This window comes from Vreelandella sedimenti (assembly GCF_013416325.1).
Classification (GTDB): domain Bacteria; phylum Pseudomonadota; class Gammaproteobacteria; order Pseudomonadales; family Halomonadaceae; genus Vreelandella; species Vreelandella sedimenti.
The window spans coordinates 138,535-155,738 of record NZ_JACCGK010000011.1; the positions used below are offsets into that span (position 1 = coordinate 138,535).

Annotated in this window: 17 protein-coding genes; 13 read left to right on the top strand and 4 right to left on the bottom strand. The window is 52.5% G+C overall.

From position 1 onward, the window contains the following. The first annotated feature begins 74 nt into the window (after positions 1-74). A complete protein-coding gene (gene gcvP / locus HZU72_RS13825; RefSeq protein ID WP_180093060.1) occupies positions 75-2,969 on the top strand; it encodes an aminomethyl-transferring glycine dehydrogenase in 2,895 nt (964 codons plus the stop codon). A gap of 64 nt (positions 2,970-3,033) precedes the next feature. On the opposite strand, the gene HZU72_RS13830 is transcribed toward gcvP, so the two are convergent. Further along, a complete protein-coding gene (locus tag HZU72_RS13830) occupies positions 3,034-3,939 on the bottom strand; it encodes a LysR family transcriptional regulator (protein WP_180093062.1) in 906 nt (301 codons plus the stop codon). A gap of 218 nt (positions 3,940-4,157) precedes the next feature. On the opposite strand from HZU72_RS13830, the gene ppnN reads away from it, so the two are divergent. The 3 genes from ppnN to HZU72_RS13845 all read left to right on the top strand — a co-directional run bounded on the left by ppnN (position 4,158) and on the right by HZU72_RS13845 (position 6,695). Next, positions 4,158-5,540 (top strand): nucleotide 5'-monophosphate nucleosidase PpnN, encoded by a 1,383-nt coding sequence (gene ppnN, locus HZU72_RS13835; protein WP_022523522.1) that lies wholly within the window; start codon positions 4,158-4,160, stop codon positions 5,538-5,540. A gap of 85 nt (positions 5,541-5,625) precedes the next feature. Then, the gene (locus HZU72_RS13840; protein WP_235976114.1) at positions 5,626-6,360 is read left to right on the top strand and encodes a sulfite exporter TauE/SafE family protein; all 735 of its coding nucleotides are present in this window, start codon (positions 5,626-5,628) and stop codon (positions 6,358-6,360) included. A gap of 134 nt (positions 6,361-6,494) precedes the next feature. After that, positions 6,495-6,695, top strand: coding sequence for a hypothetical protein (locus HZU72_RS13845; RefSeq protein ID WP_022523524.1), 201 nt, complete (start codon positions 6,495-6,497; stop codon positions 6,693-6,695). Positions 6,696-6,812: 117 nt separating this feature from the next. Here HZU72_RS13845 and HZU72_RS13850 read toward each other — a convergent pair whose 3' ends face one another. Then, positions 6,813-7,649 (bottom strand): DUF6694 family lipoprotein, encoded by an 837-nt coding sequence (locus HZU72_RS13850; protein WP_328737212.1) that lies wholly within the window; start codon positions 7,647-7,649, stop codon positions 6,813-6,815. Between the two features lie 218 nt (positions 7,650-7,867). On the opposite strand from HZU72_RS13850, the gene HZU72_RS13855 reads away from it, so the two are divergent. Next, the gene (locus HZU72_RS13855) at positions 7,868-8,608 is read left to right on the top strand and encodes an SDR family oxidoreductase (protein WP_180093066.1); all 741 of its coding nucleotides are present in this window, start codon (positions 7,868-7,870) and stop codon (positions 8,606-8,608) included. A gap of 63 nt (positions 8,609-8,671) precedes the next feature. Next, positions 8,672-9,031, top strand: a complete 360-nt coding sequence (locus HZU72_RS13860) for an Atu4866 domain-containing protein (RefSeq protein WP_180093068.1) — start codon at positions 8,672-8,674, stop codon at positions 9,029-9,031. A gap of 70 nt (positions 9,032-9,101) precedes the next feature. Here HZU72_RS13860 and HZU72_RS13865 read toward each other — a convergent pair whose 3' ends face one another. Beyond that, positions 9,102-10,034: a LysR family transcriptional regulator gene (locus HZU72_RS13865; protein WP_180093070.1), complete on the bottom strand. Its 933-nt coding sequence runs from the start codon at positions 10,032-10,034 to the stop codon at positions 9,102-9,104. A 140-nt stretch (positions 10,035-10,174) separates the two neighbouring features. Here HZU72_RS13865 and HZU72_RS13870 point away from each other — a divergent pair, with 140 nt between their 5' ends. The 6 genes from HZU72_RS13870 to HZU72_RS13895 all read left to right on the top strand — a co-directional run bounded on the left by HZU72_RS13870 (position 10,175) and on the right by HZU72_RS13895 (position 15,228). Then, positions 10,175-10,567 carry a RidA family protein gene (locus tag HZU72_RS13870; RefSeq protein WP_180093072.1) on the top strand — a complete coding sequence of 131 codons (393 nt, stop codon included), beginning with the start codon at positions 10,175-10,177 and terminating at the stop codon, positions 10,565-10,567. 610 nt (positions 10,568-11,177) lie between these two features. After that, positions 11,178-12,119 carry an LLM class oxidoreductase gene (locus tag HZU72_RS13875; RefSeq protein WP_180093074.1) on the top strand — a complete coding sequence of 314 codons (942 nt, stop codon included), beginning with the start codon at positions 11,178-11,180 and terminating at the stop codon, positions 12,117-12,119. Positions 12,120-12,239: 120 nt separating this feature from the next. Then, a complete protein-coding gene (locus tag HZU72_RS13880; protein WP_180093076.1) occupies positions 12,240-12,755 on the top strand; it encodes a flavin reductase family protein in 516 nt (171 codons plus the stop codon). A gap of 90 nt (positions 12,756-12,845) precedes the next feature. Continuing rightward, on the top strand, positions 12,846-13,451 hold the full coding sequence (locus HZU72_RS13885) for a TetR/AcrR family transcriptional regulator (protein ID WP_180093078.1): 606 nt from the start codon (positions 12,846-12,848) through the stop codon (positions 13,449-13,451). Between the two features lie 96 nt (positions 13,452-13,547). Continuing rightward, complete coding sequence (locus HZU72_RS13890; protein ID WP_180093080.1) at positions 13,548-14,240, top strand: type 1 glutamine amidotransferase domain-containing protein; 693 nt, start codon at positions 13,548-13,550, stop codon at positions 14,238-14,240. A 130-nt stretch (positions 14,241-14,370) separates the two neighbouring features. After that, positions 14,371-15,228 carry an SDR family oxidoreductase gene (locus HZU72_RS13895; RefSeq protein WP_286903078.1) on the top strand — a complete coding sequence of 286 codons (858 nt, stop codon included), beginning with the start codon at positions 14,371-14,373 and terminating at the stop codon, positions 15,226-15,228. 29 nt (positions 15,229-15,257) lie between these two features. On the opposite strand, the gene HZU72_RS13900 is transcribed toward HZU72_RS13895, so the two are convergent. After that, positions 15,258-16,190 carry an AraC family transcriptional regulator gene (locus HZU72_RS13900; protein ID WP_180093082.1) on the bottom strand — a complete coding sequence of 311 codons (933 nt, stop codon included), beginning with the start codon at positions 16,188-16,190 and terminating at the stop codon, positions 15,258-15,260. Positions 16,191-16,444: 254 nt separating this feature from the next. On the opposite strand from HZU72_RS13900, the gene HZU72_RS13905 reads away from it, so the two are divergent. Further along, positions 16,445-17,188 carry an SDR family oxidoreductase gene (locus HZU72_RS13905; RefSeq protein ID WP_180093084.1) on the top strand — a complete coding sequence of 248 codons (744 nt, stop codon included), beginning with the start codon at positions 16,445-16,447 and terminating at the stop codon, positions 17,186-17,188. Positions 17,189-17,204: the final 16 nt, after the last annotated feature.

Sequence of the window (17,204 nt, forward strand, 5' to 3'; positions counted from 1 at the left end):
TGCCTTTATCCTTTATGGCAGGCTCTTCGTTTAACGCCCTGCACGGTTCTCTCTTAACGTCCGGAATCTTCTTCATGTCTCTTGAAACACGCCGTCTGGCCGAGCTGGCCGATCACGATGCTTTTATCAAACGTCATAATGGTCCAAGTCAAGATGACGTGGCCACCATGTTAAAAGCGCTCAACATGCAGCACATGGAAGATCTGATTGAACAGACCGTGCCGAGCGATATCCGCCTTGGCCGTGAGCTAGCGCTTGATGAACCGCGCAGCGAATCAGAGGCGCTAGAGTACCTAGCACAGCTAGCGCGGCAGAACCGTGTGACTAAAAGCTATATTGGCCAGGGCTACTACGGCACCCATATGCCCGCGGTGATTCAGCGCAACGTATTGGAAAACCCGGGCTGGTACACGGCTTATACCCCCTACCAACCGGAGATTTCTCAAGGACGCCTGGAAGGCTTGCTCAACTTCCAGCAAGTAGTCATGGATTTAACCGGCATGGAGCTGGCGAATGCGTCACTGCTCGACGAAGCCACCGCTGCCGCAGAAGCCATGGCGCTGTGTAAGCGCGGCAATAAGAAGAGCAAATCCAACGCTTTCTTCGTCGCCGATGACGTTTTCCCGCAAACGCTGGATGTCGTTAAAACCCGTGCCGAGTTCTTTGGCTTTGAGCTTATCACTGGCCCTGCAGAAGAGTTGGCCAGCCACGATGTGTTTGGAGCCCTGGTTCAGTACCCGTCGGCCAGCGGTGAGGTTCGTGATTTATCACCGCTGTTAAAGTCGGCCACCGACCGCAACATCATGACCTGTGTGGCCACCGACCTTTTGAGCCTTGTGCTTCTGAAAGAGCCCGGCAGACTGGGCGCTGACATTGTGGTAGGCAACTCCCAACGCTTTGGCGTGCCCATGGGCTTTGGTGGCCCTCACGCGGCGTTCTTTGCTACATCCGACAAGCTCAAGCGCTCGATTCCAGGACGCATTATCGGCGTCTCCAAAGATAGCCGTGGCAATACGGCGCTGCGTATGGCGATGCAGACCCGCGAGCAGCATATCCGCCGCGAGAAAGCGACCTCCAACATCTGTACCGCCCAGGCGCTTCTGGCCAACATCGCAGGCTTTTATGCCACCTATCACGGTGCAGAAGGGTTGCGCAAAATTGCCGGCCGCGTTCATCGCCTAGCCTGCCTGCTTGCCGAAGGCCTTAAGCAGGCAGGCGTATCGCTCGCTCATGACAGCTGGTTTGATACGCTACGCCTGACGGGCGTTGATGCAGGTAAGATCCATGGCCGAGCCATGACCCATGATATTAATCTGCACTACTTCGGCAATGGCGATGTCGGTATTAGCCTGGATGAAACCACCACCGCCCACGATGTAGCCACATTGTTTGATGTGCTGCTGGGCGATGAGCACGGCCTTGCCGTTGCAGTATTGGACGAGCAAGTGGTAGCTAGCGGCGCTTCCGGCATTCCGGCTTCATGCCAGCGCGAAAGCGACTTCTTGAGCCATCCCACCTTTAACCGCTACCGCAGCGAAACCGAAATGCTGCGCTACTTAAAGCGTCTTGAGAATAAGGATCTGTCGCTTGCCCATGCGATGATTCCGCTCGGTTCCTGCACCATGAAGCTCAACGCCACCAGCGAAATGATCCCCGTTTCCTGGCCCTCGTTTGCGCATCTTCACCCCTTTGCACCTCGCGACCAGGTGGCTGGCTATCATCAAATGATCGACGAGCTCTCGGCCTTCCTGGTCGAAGTCACTGGTTACGATCACCTATCGATGCAGCCTAACTCCGGCGCTCAGGGTGAATATGCGGGCCTTGTGGCAATTCGTCGTTACCAAGCGGCCCAAGGCGAAGGCCATCGCGATGTCTGCTTGATTCCAAGCTCTGCCCACGGCACCAACCCTGCCTCGGCAGCCATGGTGCAAATGAAGGTGGTGGTGGTTGAGTGCGATCAAAACGGCAATATCGACATAGCGGATTTACGCGCTAAAGCTGAACAGCATAGCGATAAGCTCTCCGCCATTATGCTGACCTACCCATCCACTCACGGGGTGTTTGAAACCAGCGTACGCGAAGCGTGCAAGATCGTTCACGACAACGGTGGTCAGGTGTATATCGATGGCGCCAATATGAACGCCCAGGTAGGGCTAACCCGTCCTGGCGATTTTGGCGGCGATGTGTCTCACCTTAACCTGCACAAAACGTTCTGTATTCCCCACGGCGGCGGCGGCCCGGGCATGGGCCCTATTGGCGTTAAAGCCCACCTGGTGCCCTACGTTTCAAACCACGTGGTAACGCCCATCAACGGCGTCAACACTGATAGCGGCGCGGTATCCGCAGCCGCGTTTGGCAGTGCCTCAATCCTGCCCATTTCCTGGGCCTACATTAAGATGATGGGCGCGCGGGGGCTGCGGGAAGCTACCGAGCTTGCCATTCTAAACGCCAACTACATTGCCAAACGATTGGAAGCGGCATACCCGATTCTCTACCGCGGTCAGAACGGTACCGTTGCCCACGAATGCATAATCGATATTCGTCCGCTCAAAGCGGCCTCTGGGATTAGCGAGGAGGATATCGCCAAACGTTTGATGGATTATGGTTTTCACGCACCAACCATGTCGTTCCCAGTGCCGGGCACGCTGATGATCGAGCCGACTGAGTCTGAGTCGCTGTATGAAATTGACCGTTTCTGCGATGCAATGATTGCCATTCGTGACGAGATCGCCCGAGTGGAGAGCGGCGAATGGCCGCTGGATAATAATCCGCTGGTCAACGCGCCACATACCCAGGCGGATCTAATGGATAGCGACTGGCAGCGGCCTTATGACCGCCAGTTGGCCGCCTTCCCGACCGCGGCTGTTCAAGCCGCTAAATACTGGCCCGCGGTTAACCGCGTCGATAACGTTTTCGGTGACCGTCAGTTAATTTGCTCCTGCCCTAGCATCGACGAATATCGCAACTAGCGGCAAAACTGGCAAGATGTAAAGCGATAGCGCTCTAAGTAACGAAAACGCCCTTGGTGCCTAATCAATTAGACGGCATCAAGGGCGTTTTTTCTTGCAGGCGCTGAGCGTGAAAACCGTCTAGCAGCTTCGCGTAGCGCTTAGGCAGCACCGAGTCTCGGCGGCGCAGTAAATAGAGCACTTCATTGACCCCATTGGGCAAGTTCAACGCTTTTACCTGGCGCTGCCAAGGTGAAGTTTCCAATACCAATCGCGATACCACGCTAAAGCCCAACCCCCTGGCCACCGCATCCAGTACCATGCTGACTTCATTGGTAAAGCCTTGATGGCGGAAATGGGTCATTGAGCGAAACTCGTCGGGGTAATTGGCTCGCAGCAGTGCATTGGCGTGGTTAATGCCGTCGTAATAATTGAGAAAGCCGATGCCCATTAAATCTGATAACGTGCTGCCGGCAAAATCTGCAGGTACCACCAAGCAGAGCGGCTCTTCATGCCAGATGCTGCAGCTAAGCTCAGGGTGTCGCATTGCCTCGGTGACTATCCCGATGTCATAACGCCCTTCAAGCAGGTCATTGACGATTTCGTGGTTGAACGCAAAGCTATAGTTGACCGTTAAATTGGGGTGCATTTGCTGCTGCCCCAATATATACGGATAGAACATCAAGCCAACGCTGCCCGGCGAGGCAATGCGGCAGTCACCGCTATCCAAAGAGTCATCGTCTAGCCCGTGACGGAACTGCTCATGCTCAGCAAATAACTTTAAAGCGTAATCGTAAGCACGCCGCCCCGATTCGGTTAATGTAAAGCTGCGCCCCTTGCGCTCTAACAGCTCTTTATTTAAATAGTCTTCTAACTTGCGTACATGCTGGCTTACGCCCGGCTGGGTCATTTCTAAACGTTGCGCCGTACGGGTAAAACTGCCTGTTTCAACAAGCGTAATAAAGGTACGAAAATAGTGGGCATTGAACATAGTGAAGCGCCATGGTCTTTGATAACGGTCTTTAGCAGCTCTCTTTGAGAACACGCTTTAGGCAACAGTTTAGTAACTAACAAAAAACGCTATTGCCGCCGCCCTATAAAATAGACCTCATAATAGCACACCCCGGCGAGCCAGCCGCCGCGCTGTACCCACCGCTTGGGCGTGGTAATATGCAAAGAGACATCAAACGATTAGGGACAGCCCCGCTAATGACCGAAAACGTTCAACCTCGCGCCACCCTTTCCAGCATCATTTCCCCCGAGGGGAGCCTCGAAGTACTCTCTCAGCATGAAGTTAATCGACTGCATAAAACTTCTCAAAGCGGTCTACACGACCTTCTTCGGCGCTGTGCGTTGGCAGTACTCAATTGCGGTAATCCCAGCGACGATAGCCTGGCGATTTTAGAAGCCTATAAAGATTTCGATATTGAAGTGCTGCAGCAAGACCGCGGCATTCGCTTAAAGCTCACTAACGCCCCCGCCGAAGCCTTTGTAGATGGCCGCATGATTCGCGGTATCCGCGAGCATCTTTCCTCGATCATTCGCGATATCGTTTACGTCTACAATGAGATTCAGCATCACAATCGTTTTGATCTTAGCACGGGAGAAGGCACCACCAATGCGGTCTTCCATATTCTGCGCAAAGCGGGCACGCTCAAACCCGGCCGCGACCCTAGCTTGGTGGTGTGCTGGGGCGGCCACTCTATCTCCCGGGAAGAGTACGAATATACCAAAGATGTGGGCTATCACTTAGGTCTGCGCGATTTAGATATTTGTACCGGCTGTGGCCCTGGCGCAATGAAAGGCCCCATGAAAGGCGCTAACGTTGCCCATGCCAAGCAGCGACGTAAAGAAGGTCGCTATTTGGGTGTTTCAGAGCCCGGCATTATCGCTGCCGAAGCGCCTAACCCCATCGTCAATGAACTGGTTGTCATGCCAGACATTGAAAAACGCTTGGAAGCCTTTGTTCGCCTGGGCCATGGCATTATTGTGTTTCCTGGCGGGGTGGGCACCGCAGAAGAGATTCTCTATCTACTGGGCATTCTGCTGCACCCCAGCAACCAGGATATTCCTTTTCCGTTAATTTTCACTGGCCCTGCCGATTCTGCGGCCTACTTTCAGAAAATTGATGAATTTCTGGTCTATACCCTCGGTGAGGATATCCGCCGTTACTACACCATCATTACCGGCGATCCGGTCTCGGTTGCACGCACCATGCGCCACGGCATCGATGAGATCGCTGAATTCCGGCGCACCCATCAGGATGCTTTCTACTACAACTGGCGATTGACTATTGCGCGCGACTTCCAGGCAACCTTTGAACCGACACACGACGCCATGCGTGGCTTAGCGCTGCACCGCCAGCAACCCACCCATGAGCTTGCCGCCAATCTGCGCCGCGCTTTCTCGGGGATAGTCGCGGGCAACGTCAAAGAGGCTGGCATTCGAGCCATTGAAGCTCATGGCCCCTTTGTACTGACCGCAGAGCCCGAACTAATGCAACGCCTTGACGAGCTACTCACCTCTTTTGTAGCCCAAGGGCGCATGAAACTCGATGGCCAGCACTATGTGCCCTGCTATGTGCTGAAATAACAGCGGCGCTTAATCCTGAAGGGCATCAATACACACAGCTGCCGTTTGCGTGGCGGCTGTGCGCTAAAAGGGGCCGGGTAACCTTATGCTGTTCATTGCGTTTATAGCGCTACTCGTCGCAGGTATCGTCAAAGGCGCCATCGGTTCAGGTGTCCCGGTTATTGTCGTACCCATTCTCACCATGCTGTACGACGTTCAACTCGCTATCGCTCTATTAGTCGCGCCTAACCTATTTAGCAATGCTTTACAGGTATGGCAATATCGGCGTCACCTACTACCCTTGCGCTTCTTGGCAGCTTTTTCCATCGCAGGCGGGCTAGGCATCGTTCTGGGCACTTGGGGATTAGTCATTTTATCTCCCGAAATACTGTCGCTGGGTGTCGCGGGTGTGATCGTGCTTTACCTGATCATCAAAGTGCTAAAACGTCGTATCGCCCTGCCTTTTAATATCGCTGCGCGACTAGTGATCCCTATTGGCCTACTCGCTGGCGTGCTTCAAGGCGCTGCAGGCATGTCGGCGCCAGCCTCGGTGACGTTTCTCAATGCGATGCAGTTGAAACGAAGCGTATTTATTGGCTCCATCTCGGTGTTCTTCGTCGCCATTACCAGTGTTCAAATACCGGCGCTTTTAAACGCGGGCATTTTAACCCTGGATCGCTTTTTGTTTAGTATTCTTGCCCTTGTGGTAATACTGGCTGCCATGCCGCTAGGCGCTCGCCTGGGTAATCGGCTGCCCCACCGCTGGTTTGATAATTTGGTCATGCTGCTGCTAGCAAGTATCGCCGGTAAAATTCTTATCGATACGCTGATGGCTGGCTAGCCTCACGAAAGCCTTCTCTACTCTTTCTTTCTCACTTCAGCTAAACAGTGTTGGGAACCAAGTCAGGTAAAAGTGGCCAGAATAGCTACACTGAGTGGGCATTACCTCACTATTGACCTTGAAAGGAACTCAATATGTCGATGATTAACCAGCTAAAAGATGTCAAAACCAAAGATTTCGCCAAGCACTGCTATGAAAGCAGCAGCGTCGATAAACTGCGCGAGGCGTCGGCAGGCAGCGCCGATCAGTCAGAAATGGAGCATTGGGGGTTAACCGAAGGGCAGTGGGAAGAGGCAATTGTTGCCGCCCTCGCCGACCATGAAGCCAAAGAGTAAGTAACCCGGCTTAGCGAAAAGATAATTGGTAGAGATGTTTGCGCCCTATCGGATAACCGCTAGGGCGCTGTGGTTTTTGCATCGCTCACTCCACAAAAGGCCTAGTCCACACGAGGCTCACTCCAAACGGGAGAAAGCAATGCCACCATACTCCTTCTGCAGTCGCTCAAGCCTGGCCAACTCGTGTTCCGTTAGCTCAGGAGAGTCCCATAATGGCTGCTCATCAAGCCCTTTCAACCCTTGCAAGGTGACCGTCAGCTCTGCATCGCTGGGTATTTGAGCATTCCCCCATGGGCCAAAGCGGTTAGGCGCAAGACTCCACTCCTGTGTTTCGCCAGGCTTAATGCCACCAGGAACAACGTAGTAAAACGTTTCGTCTACCCAAGGTGCTGAGTGATCAGGGCTCGCCACCACGCCCCTCAACAGAAGTTCAGAAATGGCCTGATCCGTGTCATTCGTCACTGTAAGATCAATCACAGGTTCCGGAGCACCATAGGGACTTGCTCCCATATAATAGCGAGCACTATCAATGGTAAACCGAGCTAACTGCTGCTGGTCACTTGCGGCTTTTGCACGCTTCTCTTCTAGCCGCTTTAAGGTTCGAATAGACTGCTCACGTTCACGTGCCCGACGCTCGCGCAGAATTTGATCGGCACGCTGAATCACCTGATCCCCCGTTAACCCATGCATTTGCACATTGGCAGTTTCGGCGATCTCTGCGGCATTCATACGGTGGGGGTTGAGAATATCGATACCACTAAACGACGTCGACGTGGCGATAATGATCAACCCTTGATCAAACTCATCGCGCTTGTAGGTAGGCAACGAGTTACGCACTTCCTCAACCGAGACAACCGACGCAGGCATGGAGCTAGTATCAATTTTGGGATCTGAGCAACCAGCTATCATGAGTACTGATAGTGATATTGCAGACAGCCTCAGCAGGCTCCACATACAATCACCTCAACGCAAACAAAAATAAAAAATTGTCGAGGAGCTTAACGGAAAGCGCTATTCACCACTAGCCCTCGTTGCACTTAGTATGTAATACAGCCTCTGCTATCCTGCCCTTAGCAGTAGGATTAGGCAAACATGTAACAGGATCGACTCTGTTGTCTCTCGCTCCCGCTAGTTAATCTTCTCCAGGTATTTTTTATTGTGAGGATTAACACATGACAGTTTCAACTAACTTCGTATCAAACGTTGTTTTATTAACCGGTGCAAGCAGCGGTATCGGCGAAGCCACCGCTCTCTGGCTGGCAGGCCAAGGGCACCGTCTCATCATCGGCGCACGCCGTACGGATAGATTAAAAGCATTGGCCGAGCGCATTCGTGCCAAAGGTGGCACTGTGGATTATCGGACACTGGATGTTACAGATTTAGACGACATGCGGGCATTCGCGGATTTCGCCATCAAGTTGCATGGGCGCGTTGATGTCATCATCAACAACGCTGGTGTCATGCCACTCTCACCACTGGACTCTCTTAAAGTTGACGAGTGGAACCGTATGATTGACGTCAACATTCGTGGCGTCCTCAATGGTATCGCAGCCGTCCTACCCACCATGCAGTCTCAGGAAGGTGGCCAAGTAATTAACGTATCCTCTATTGGCGGATTCACGGTCGTCCCGACCGCTGCGGTTTACTGTGCCACTAAATATGCAGTACGTGCTATTTCGGATGGGTTACGTCAGGAAACAGACAAAATCCGCGTTACCTGCGTTTATCCCGGCGTAGTGGAATCAGAATTAGCCAACACCATCACAGACCCCGAAGCGGCTAAAGCAATGGTAACTTATCGTCAGATTGCACTTAAACCTGAAGCAATCGCTTCGGCTATAGCGCACGCCATTAATCAACCGGATGACGTTGATACCAGCGACATAGTGGTACGACCTACGGCGAGCCTGTAACTCCGTATCGATACATGTCCGAGCTATTTAAGCAAATGTGGCATTTAAAGCGAGCAACTTTACATGCAAGACACCAAGCTTCCTATCTACTGGCAACGTGCTTTAGTCGTTGCTGGCATTATCACTATTTTCCCCGCCACCACTACGGCTCAAACAGCCCCGAACATAGGAGATAACGCTATGGCAGAACACCCGTATGTTGGCATGTGGGTAACTAAAGATGGCCTAATACGCCACGAACTTTTGCCCAACAATCGTTACGATGAAGCCCGTGGTGAGCGTAAAAGCGCTTATCAGGGCCGCTATCAAGTGACAGGAAACTATATCGAATACTGGGACGACACCGGTTTTACCGCTGATGGCGAGTTTATTGATGGCGTACTCTATCACGGTGGTATGGTGTTATACCGTAATAAAGAGTAGCGCTAAAAACGAATCACTTTAGAACGGGTGGATAAACATACAAAAATGCTAACAAGGTGAGCTATTTTCCTTAGCGTTTGTTCATCCGCCTACCAACGATAGGCGTATTCTTAGCCATCAAATCTGCAACCCAATTAATAAATACGCGCAGTTTAGCGCTGACGTGCAGGTTCGATGGAAATGCTACGTACATTGGCATCGGGTCGAGGTGCCAATCATCAAACAAGCGCACCAGTTCCCCGCGCGCAACATGCTCACTGGCCATGTAGTCAGGAAGCCACACTACGCCGAGCCCCGCTAGGCCCGCCGCAAGACCGGCATTTCCATCGTCAACCGAGATCACATAGCGCCCTTGTACGTTGATGCGCTCTCCGCTGCGGTACATGGCGTAGGGAGAGGATACGCCGGCACGAGCCCATCTGAAGCCTACAATATAATGAGGGGGAGCTGACAGTTCTTGCGGGTGCGAAGGCAAACCAGTACTTTCCAGATAGCTCGGTGCGGCGTAAATACCACTTTTTAGATCGCCTACATGGCGCGCTACCAACGATAAATCAGTGGGCTCTCCACCGCGCACAACGCAATCCACGCTTTCACCGATCAGATCCACCATGCGATCACTCACGCCCATATCGATTTGAATATCGGGATATTGAGTGAGAAATGCAGGCAAGGCCGGAATCAGGATCATGCGAGCAAAAGGGCTGGGTACGTCCACTCTCAGTCGGCCGCGGGGCAACACCGAGGCATTGGACAAGCTGGTTTCGGCGTCATCCATATCGGCCAAAAGCTTTATAACGCGCTCGTAATAAACGGCACCGTCTGCCGTGACGTTAACCTTGCGTGTGGTGCGGTTAAGTAGCTTAACACGCAGCCGTGCCTCTAATTGTTGCACGAGTTGCGTCACACTGGTCTTGCTCATGTGTAGCGTTTCAGCTGCCTTGGTAAAGCTACCCGTTTCCACTACTCGAGCAAATGCCTGCATTGCGTTAAAACGATCCATGGCTGTGCCAAACACCTCATGATTGTTTGAAATATACAAACAATGTTGAACAGAATTCGCTGTTTATCCACCACTATTGCAGGCTTAAAGTGACTACATCGTAAACAAAGGGTCGGCTTCGACCTACTGATGGAGTATATATGGCTAAGCGTGATGTCGTTTTTCCCTCGGGCCGCCAGGCGCTCTATGACCAGAACACCTATTCTGCTGCTATTCGTTCTGGCGGTTTTCTGTTTGTGTCAGGCCAAGTCGGTAGCCGTGAAGACGGCTCACCCGAGCCGGACTTCGGCGCTCAGGTGCAGCTTGCCTTCGACAACCTGCAGAGTGTTCTGGAAGCAGCGGGCGCAAGTTTCGAAGATATCGTTGATGTGACAAGCTTCCATACCGACCCCGAAGCCCAGTTCGCCACCGTGATGGAAGCCAAGTCACGTGCATTTCCGGAAAAACCCTATCCGAATTGGACAGCGGTCGGAGTGACATGGCTAGCGGGTTTCGATTTTGAAATAAAGGTCATTGCAAGACTCCCCGAGTAATCGGGAAGATTACTAAAGAGCGGCACAAGGGTATAGCACCTTATTTTCATCGACACCTTGCGCCGCTCAAGTGTTTACTCTTCCAACCTACGTCTTGTACTAAGTAATCCCAAGAGCATCGCTGGAAGGCTGTAGGCCACTCTCCAAGAAGCATCCTGCGGATCGACCGCGCTTGTTACCCACTTTTAGGCGCCCAGAGCCGCCGAGCTGATCAAACGCCTTTTGAGTAGGCCATAAAGCTGGATCACTCAGTACAGCTGATTCATCAAGCAGCATAGGCGCTGAGCTCAGCAACAAAACCGTTCCATGGCGTTGCTGCCCCTTCCAATTGCTGACAGCCGCTCGGTCATCTCAGCATCAATCTGCACATTTAGCGCCCTCCTACTTGCTGCCTAAATGATGGTAGAGGGCGCCCCGCGAGCCCCGCCTCTGCCGTAGATCTTCCATAGCTGCATTGGCATTCCATATAAAAAACGCACTTAACTTGACATACGCTGCGTATGCACTTAAATTCCACATACACTCCGTATGCTAGAGGCACTTAGTCGAGGAAATTTTCCTCACCTGGCCTGCATACCATTTCTATAAACATTTATTAGGAATTTCTTCAATGACTGACTTTACTAATCATCGTGGTTACTCCGCGATGTTTAAGGAAGGAAAAATGACCCTCGGTCTTTTCTTCCCCATAGAATCGTACTCAGGCGCGATCCCTGTGATGGAAGTGGAACAACAGATCAGCACGGCTAAGCTGGCAGAGATGCATGGTTTTTCAGCGCTTTACTTTAGAGACGTTTTTCTAAATGTGCCGTCGTTCGGTGATACAGGTCATATCTATGACCCATGGGTCTTTATGGGATATGTGATGGCCCATACCTCCCGAATTGCCCTTGCCACAGGCAGTATTGTCAGTACGCTTCGTCACCCGCTACACATCGCTAAGGCAGCAGCGTCAGCTGATCGCCTGTCGGGTCAACGTTTGGTATTAGGACTGGCAACCGGTGACAGGCCCTCCGAATTTGCAGCTTATGCGGCTTCTCTTGACAAGCGCTCAGAGCTTTTTCGCGAAACTCTCGCGGTATCTCGTCAAGTCTGGAAGGAGGACTTCCCCACAATTTCCACAGAACGAGTGGATATGTCGGGTGGCGACGTATTGCCAAAACCGATGCTAAACGACATTCCCGTCATGGTGACGGGCAATTCACGACAGTCGGTGGAATGGATCGCAGAGCACGGCGATGGCTGGCTCTATTATCCCCAAAACCTCGGTCTGCAAGCACATACGATCCGTCAGTGGCGGTCACTTACGAAAGGCTTCAAACCTTTCTCACAATCTTTGTATGTTGATTTAGCTGAGAACCCGGATGAACCGGCAACATCTATTCACCTTGGGCTTCGCACAGGCCATCGCTTTCTTATTGATTATCTTAGTGATTTGCAAAAGATCGGCGTCAATCACGTTGGCCTAAACCTGAAATATGGAAAACGGCCAGCACACGAGGTGGTGCAAGAACTGGGAGAATTTGTCGTTCCACACTTTGCGGCAAATTGAAGCAGCTATACACACCAACACTTTTGGATGTCGGCAAGTTCACAGTATGAGCAGGAAATCACTCTTTCCAACGAGCCCATGCCGGCTGTTTTCCATCAAACTTTCTTTGCAGGAGTTAACATGGCTAGGATTAGTGTCGATAACTACAAGCGCGTGCTGGGATCATTTCCCAGCGGGGTCACCGTTGTCACAGCTCTCACTGCTGACGGCAAAATGGTTGGATTCACGGCCAGTGCATTTTCAGCAGTCTCTCTGGATCCTCCCCTGATCTTGGTATGCCCGAGCCTTGCTTCAGAAACCTATCAAGCTATCTGCCAGAGCGGGAGGTTCACTGTCCACATTCTTGGCTACGAACAAGAAAAGATGGCTTACCAATTCGCCTCGAAGATGACCGATAAGAGTGCTGGAATAGAATGGCAACGCTCGTCACGAGGCAATGCCATTATCAATGGTGCAGCGGCCTACCTGGAATGCCGTCTATGGGAGAACTATCCGGGTGGCGACCACGCTATTGTCGTCGGCGAAGTCGAGCATCTCCAGGTAGAGGAAAACGATCCTGAGCCTCTGCTCTACTACCGAGGCGCAATGAGCAGAGTGCCCAAAACGTTAGTTGATGCGGCTATCCTGCAGGCATAGACACTGTTACTGTTCCAAAAGCGGTAGTGGATTAACTATTTTTTAACAACCCCAATAGACGACCGGTCTACTCAGAGCTATAATCTGTTTATGAACACTGAAACCACACATGAAACAAACGATGTCCGTGAGAACATTCTTGCTACAGGCCAGCGAATTATGGCGGGCAAAGGTTTTTCAGCCGTTGGTTTAAATGAAATTCTGGCGACTGCTGGCGTACCCAAGGGCTCCTTCTACCACTATTTTGGCTCGAAGGATGCTTTTGGCGAGGCACTGTTGGAGAGCTATTTCGAGCATTATCTCGCTGAGCTCGACGAGACGCTTGGTCAACCTGATCAGGCGATGGCCGAACGTCTGATGGCGTATTGGCAGAACTGGCAAGAGAATCAATCCTTTTACGATTGCCAGGGCAAATGCCTCGCGGTCAAATTAGGCGCTGAAGTAGCCGACTTGTCGGAAACAATGCGTTTAGCGCTCAAGCGCGGTACTACGGGCATCATTGAGCGCCTTGCGAACGCCATTGAATCTGGCGTGGCAGATGGTTCGCTGTCAATCGAGGGATCAGCTCACGACAATGCTGAAAGCCTTTATCAGCTATGGCTGGGAGCCAGTGTGATGGTGAAAATTGCGCGCACGACGCGCCCCTTTGAAACAGCCATGAAGACGACTCGCCAGATTCTTCATCTTTCTACCTGACCGGGGAGAGATGTTGAGGCACTGATACAGTGCTTTTTTACGCCTCTTTTCGAGACGACCGGTCTAATATATCCACCTTAAACCTTGGAGGAAGACATGAAAATTTTGATGGTTCTTACGTCGCACGACCAACTTGGCAACACGGGCCGCAAAACCGGCTTCTGGCTCGAAGAGCTGGCAGCACCCTACTACGCGTTCAAGGAAGCCGGTGCCGAGATCGTACTGGCATCGCCTAAGGGCGGTCAGCCACCACTCGATCCGAAGAGCAACGAGCCAGACTTCCAGACTGATCTGACTCGCCGCTTTGAGGCGGATGCAGACGCCCAGGCTCAACTCACTAACACTGTGCGCCTGGATAGCGTTTCGCAAGATGATTTCGATACTGTGTTCTACCCCGGTGGCCACGGCCCTCTTTGGGATCTCGCCGAAGACACAAATTCGATTACGCTGATCGGATCGTTTCTCACTGCCGAAAAGCCCGTGGCACTCGTTTGCCATGCGCCTGGCTTGCTTCGTCATGTTAAAACGCCAAGTGGCCGTCCGCTGGTAGAGGGCAAAAAAGTCACTGGGTTCGCCAACAGCGAAGAAGCCGCTGTCGGTCTGACCGACATCGTGCCTTTTCTGGTCGAAGACGAACTCAAAGCCAAGGGCGGTATCTTTTCGAAAGGCGACGACTGGGGTCCCTACGTCATCACTGATGGCCTGCTGATCACCGGTCAGAACCCAGCCTCTTCGGCACCGGCCGCGACCGTTCTCCTCGAACAGCTCGCCAATAGCTTGAAGGCATAATCGTCTAGGTGATGATGCTGCCTTCGCTTTACTGCCCCAAGAGAGAAAAGTGCGCACACAGCAAAGTCAAAGCCGCAGGTCGGCTGTAACGATCCGCGGCTTTTTTTAACGTTCGACGCACTCATTCAGCGTGGCGTGCAAACGAGGCAACTGTTGCAATATCAATCCTCTAGTTCAACCATCCACTGGCCTTGGCCGCCTACTCACTGAACGGCTGTTCGAACGCGGCGACCGCGTGGTAGCCACGCTTCGACGCAAAGGGGCACTGGACGACTTGCAGGCCTTGCATGGTGATCGTTTGCAACAGCTCACTTTTGACGTAACAGACACGTCAGCGATGCGAACGTCCGTTTCACAAGCGTTCATGACATCCGGTCGAATCGATTTGGTTGTCAGTAATGCGGGGTATGGACTCTTTGGTACGGCTGAAGAAGCCAGCGACGAACAGATCGAGCAGCAGATCGCGACGAATCTTACGGGTTCCATTCAGTTTATTCGTGCAGTACTACCGCATTTACGCAAACAAGGAGGAGGACGGATTGTTCAGGTATCCTCAGAAGGCGGCCAAATAGCCTATCCAAGCTTCAGCCTTTATCATGCTACAAAGTGGGGTATCGAGGGGTTCGTCGAATCAGTGGCGAAGGAAGTTGCACCTTTTGGTATTGTTTTCATAATTGCCGAGCCGGGCCCCACTGCCACCCAGTTTGCCGAGGGGCTGGATCGCACTGCAACGATGCCGATCTATGAAGATTCCCCAGCAGGAGAGCTGCGCAGGGCACTGGCTTCAGGTGACTTGGCTATTAAAGGCGATGCTGGAAACACCGTTAAAGCCATCATTAAAGTGGCAGATATGACCGCACCACCATTACGCTTAACGTTGGGAAGTACCGCCTATGAATCCATTAGCCATGCGCTAAAAGAGCGGAGTGAGTCACTCGAAACGTATAAAGACATGGCCCTGTCTGCCGACAGGAAAGAAGTGGCTTAGGGCTGCTTTCGCCTAATACTGCCTCTGCCTTAAGCGCCTATTTGTTGCGATGCCACTGTACCTCCATTAGCAACCTCTAGAGGTTTTTGGTAGCGCAGAGCATCGCGCTTCGGCGATACCTGAAAAAGGCGTCCGTATTCGCGAGTGAATTGAGAAACACTTTCGTAACCCACCTCGAAAGCAGCATTGCTAGCAGAATACCCTTCGTCGAGCATCAGGCGCCGCGCTTCGATCAATCGCAGCCGCTGCTGATATTGACCCGGCGTGAGCGATGTCATGTGCTTGAAGTGCTTGTGGAACGAACTGGGACTCATGCCAGCCTTAGACGCAAGATGCTCTACCGACACCCGCGATGTGTATTCGGCCCGAAGAATGGCAATGGCATCGGCAAGACGGCTTGCATAGCTACCCGGATCTGCAATGTCCCGCAAGGCGGTGCCATGAGGCCCCGCCAGCAGCCAATAATGCAACTCCTGCATGATGCCAGGGCGAAGGAGCAGCGCAGAACTGGGGTGATCCAGAAGTTTCATTAGCCGGGAAGCGCAGTCAATCACTTCCGCTTCGGTGTCTTGAGCGAATAGCGTCTGCATCTCGGATGGTGACTGGGCAGGAGCATTTCCTATGTGAGCGGTAAGCTCGCGCAAAATTACCATGTCTATTTCGACCGCAATCGCTAGGTAAGGCTCGCTCTGGCTCGCTTGCACAATCCTACCAACAACAGGCATATCAGCGCTCACGATCGCTGACTGTCCTGCAGATAAAACCTTCTGTTGATTTCCAACGAGAATCCGCTTTGCACCCTGCAGGACTAGACAAACCAAGGGTTTATAGACCGAATGCAGATCGCCAGCAGGCGCTTCAAGGCACATCATTCTCAGGCCCTGCACGGGTGTTAACACCAAGCCATCGCTGTTGGCATGGCGCCTAGCATAGGTCTGAACAGCTTGCTTGAGCGAGTTCATAGGCTCTCCTCCCATATTTCCTCTCAAATCTAGTATGGCGGTAAAGCGATTTCCCCGCCCCTGCAGGATAAGGCAAGTTTAGCGGAGCTATTGGCAAGCCCCGCCAACCTTAAATTGTTAAAACTAACGTCACGCAGTTATTACCGAGGCCATCTGCCGGGAAGAAACCAATTGAGCAGAACTGGCAGGGGCATCCTCATTAATGGCATTGCGCTCTACAGATGACTTCATACAGATAGCGAGAGGATGTAACAGTGAAAACATCAGGAAATACTATTCTCATTACTGGCGGTGGCTCCGGCATTGGTCGTGAACTTGCCCTTCGCTTCAATGCTCTGGGCAACACCATCATCATCGCCGGACGTCGCATGGAAACGTTGGAGGAGACCATTGCTGGTCAGCCAAACATGTACGCGATGGTCGTCGATGTCGAAGACCCAACAGCCATTACTGCCTTTGCAGAGCGAGTCGTCGCCGAGCATCCCAACCTCAATGTACTGATCAACAATGCTGGCATTATGCGGCGCGAGGATTTGTCCAGTACGCGGGATCTGAGCGATGCCGAGCAGACGATTGTCGCCAATTTGCTCGGGCCAATCCGGCTGACGAATGCGCTGACCGACCATCTGGTAAGCCAGCCAGAAGCGGCGATCGTCAACGTCTCATCCGGGTTGGCTTTTGTACCGTTAAGCGGCACGCCCACCTATAACGCCACCAAGGCAGCCATCCACTCCTATACGATCTCCCTTCGCGAACAGCTCAAGGGCAAGGTCGAGCTTATCGAGCTTGCTCCCCCCGCCGTGCAAACGGAACTGACACCAGGCCAGTCGGCCCGCGAAGGCTATATGCCGCTCAATGACTATATCGAAGAGGTCATGACGTTGTTTAGCCAACAGCCCACACCCAAGGAAATTCTGGTGGAGAAGGTAAATTTCCTTCGCTGGGCAGAGCGTGAAGGTCGCTTCGATCAGGCGGTCGAGATACTCAGCAAGATGTGAGGAGCTCGACTGCTTA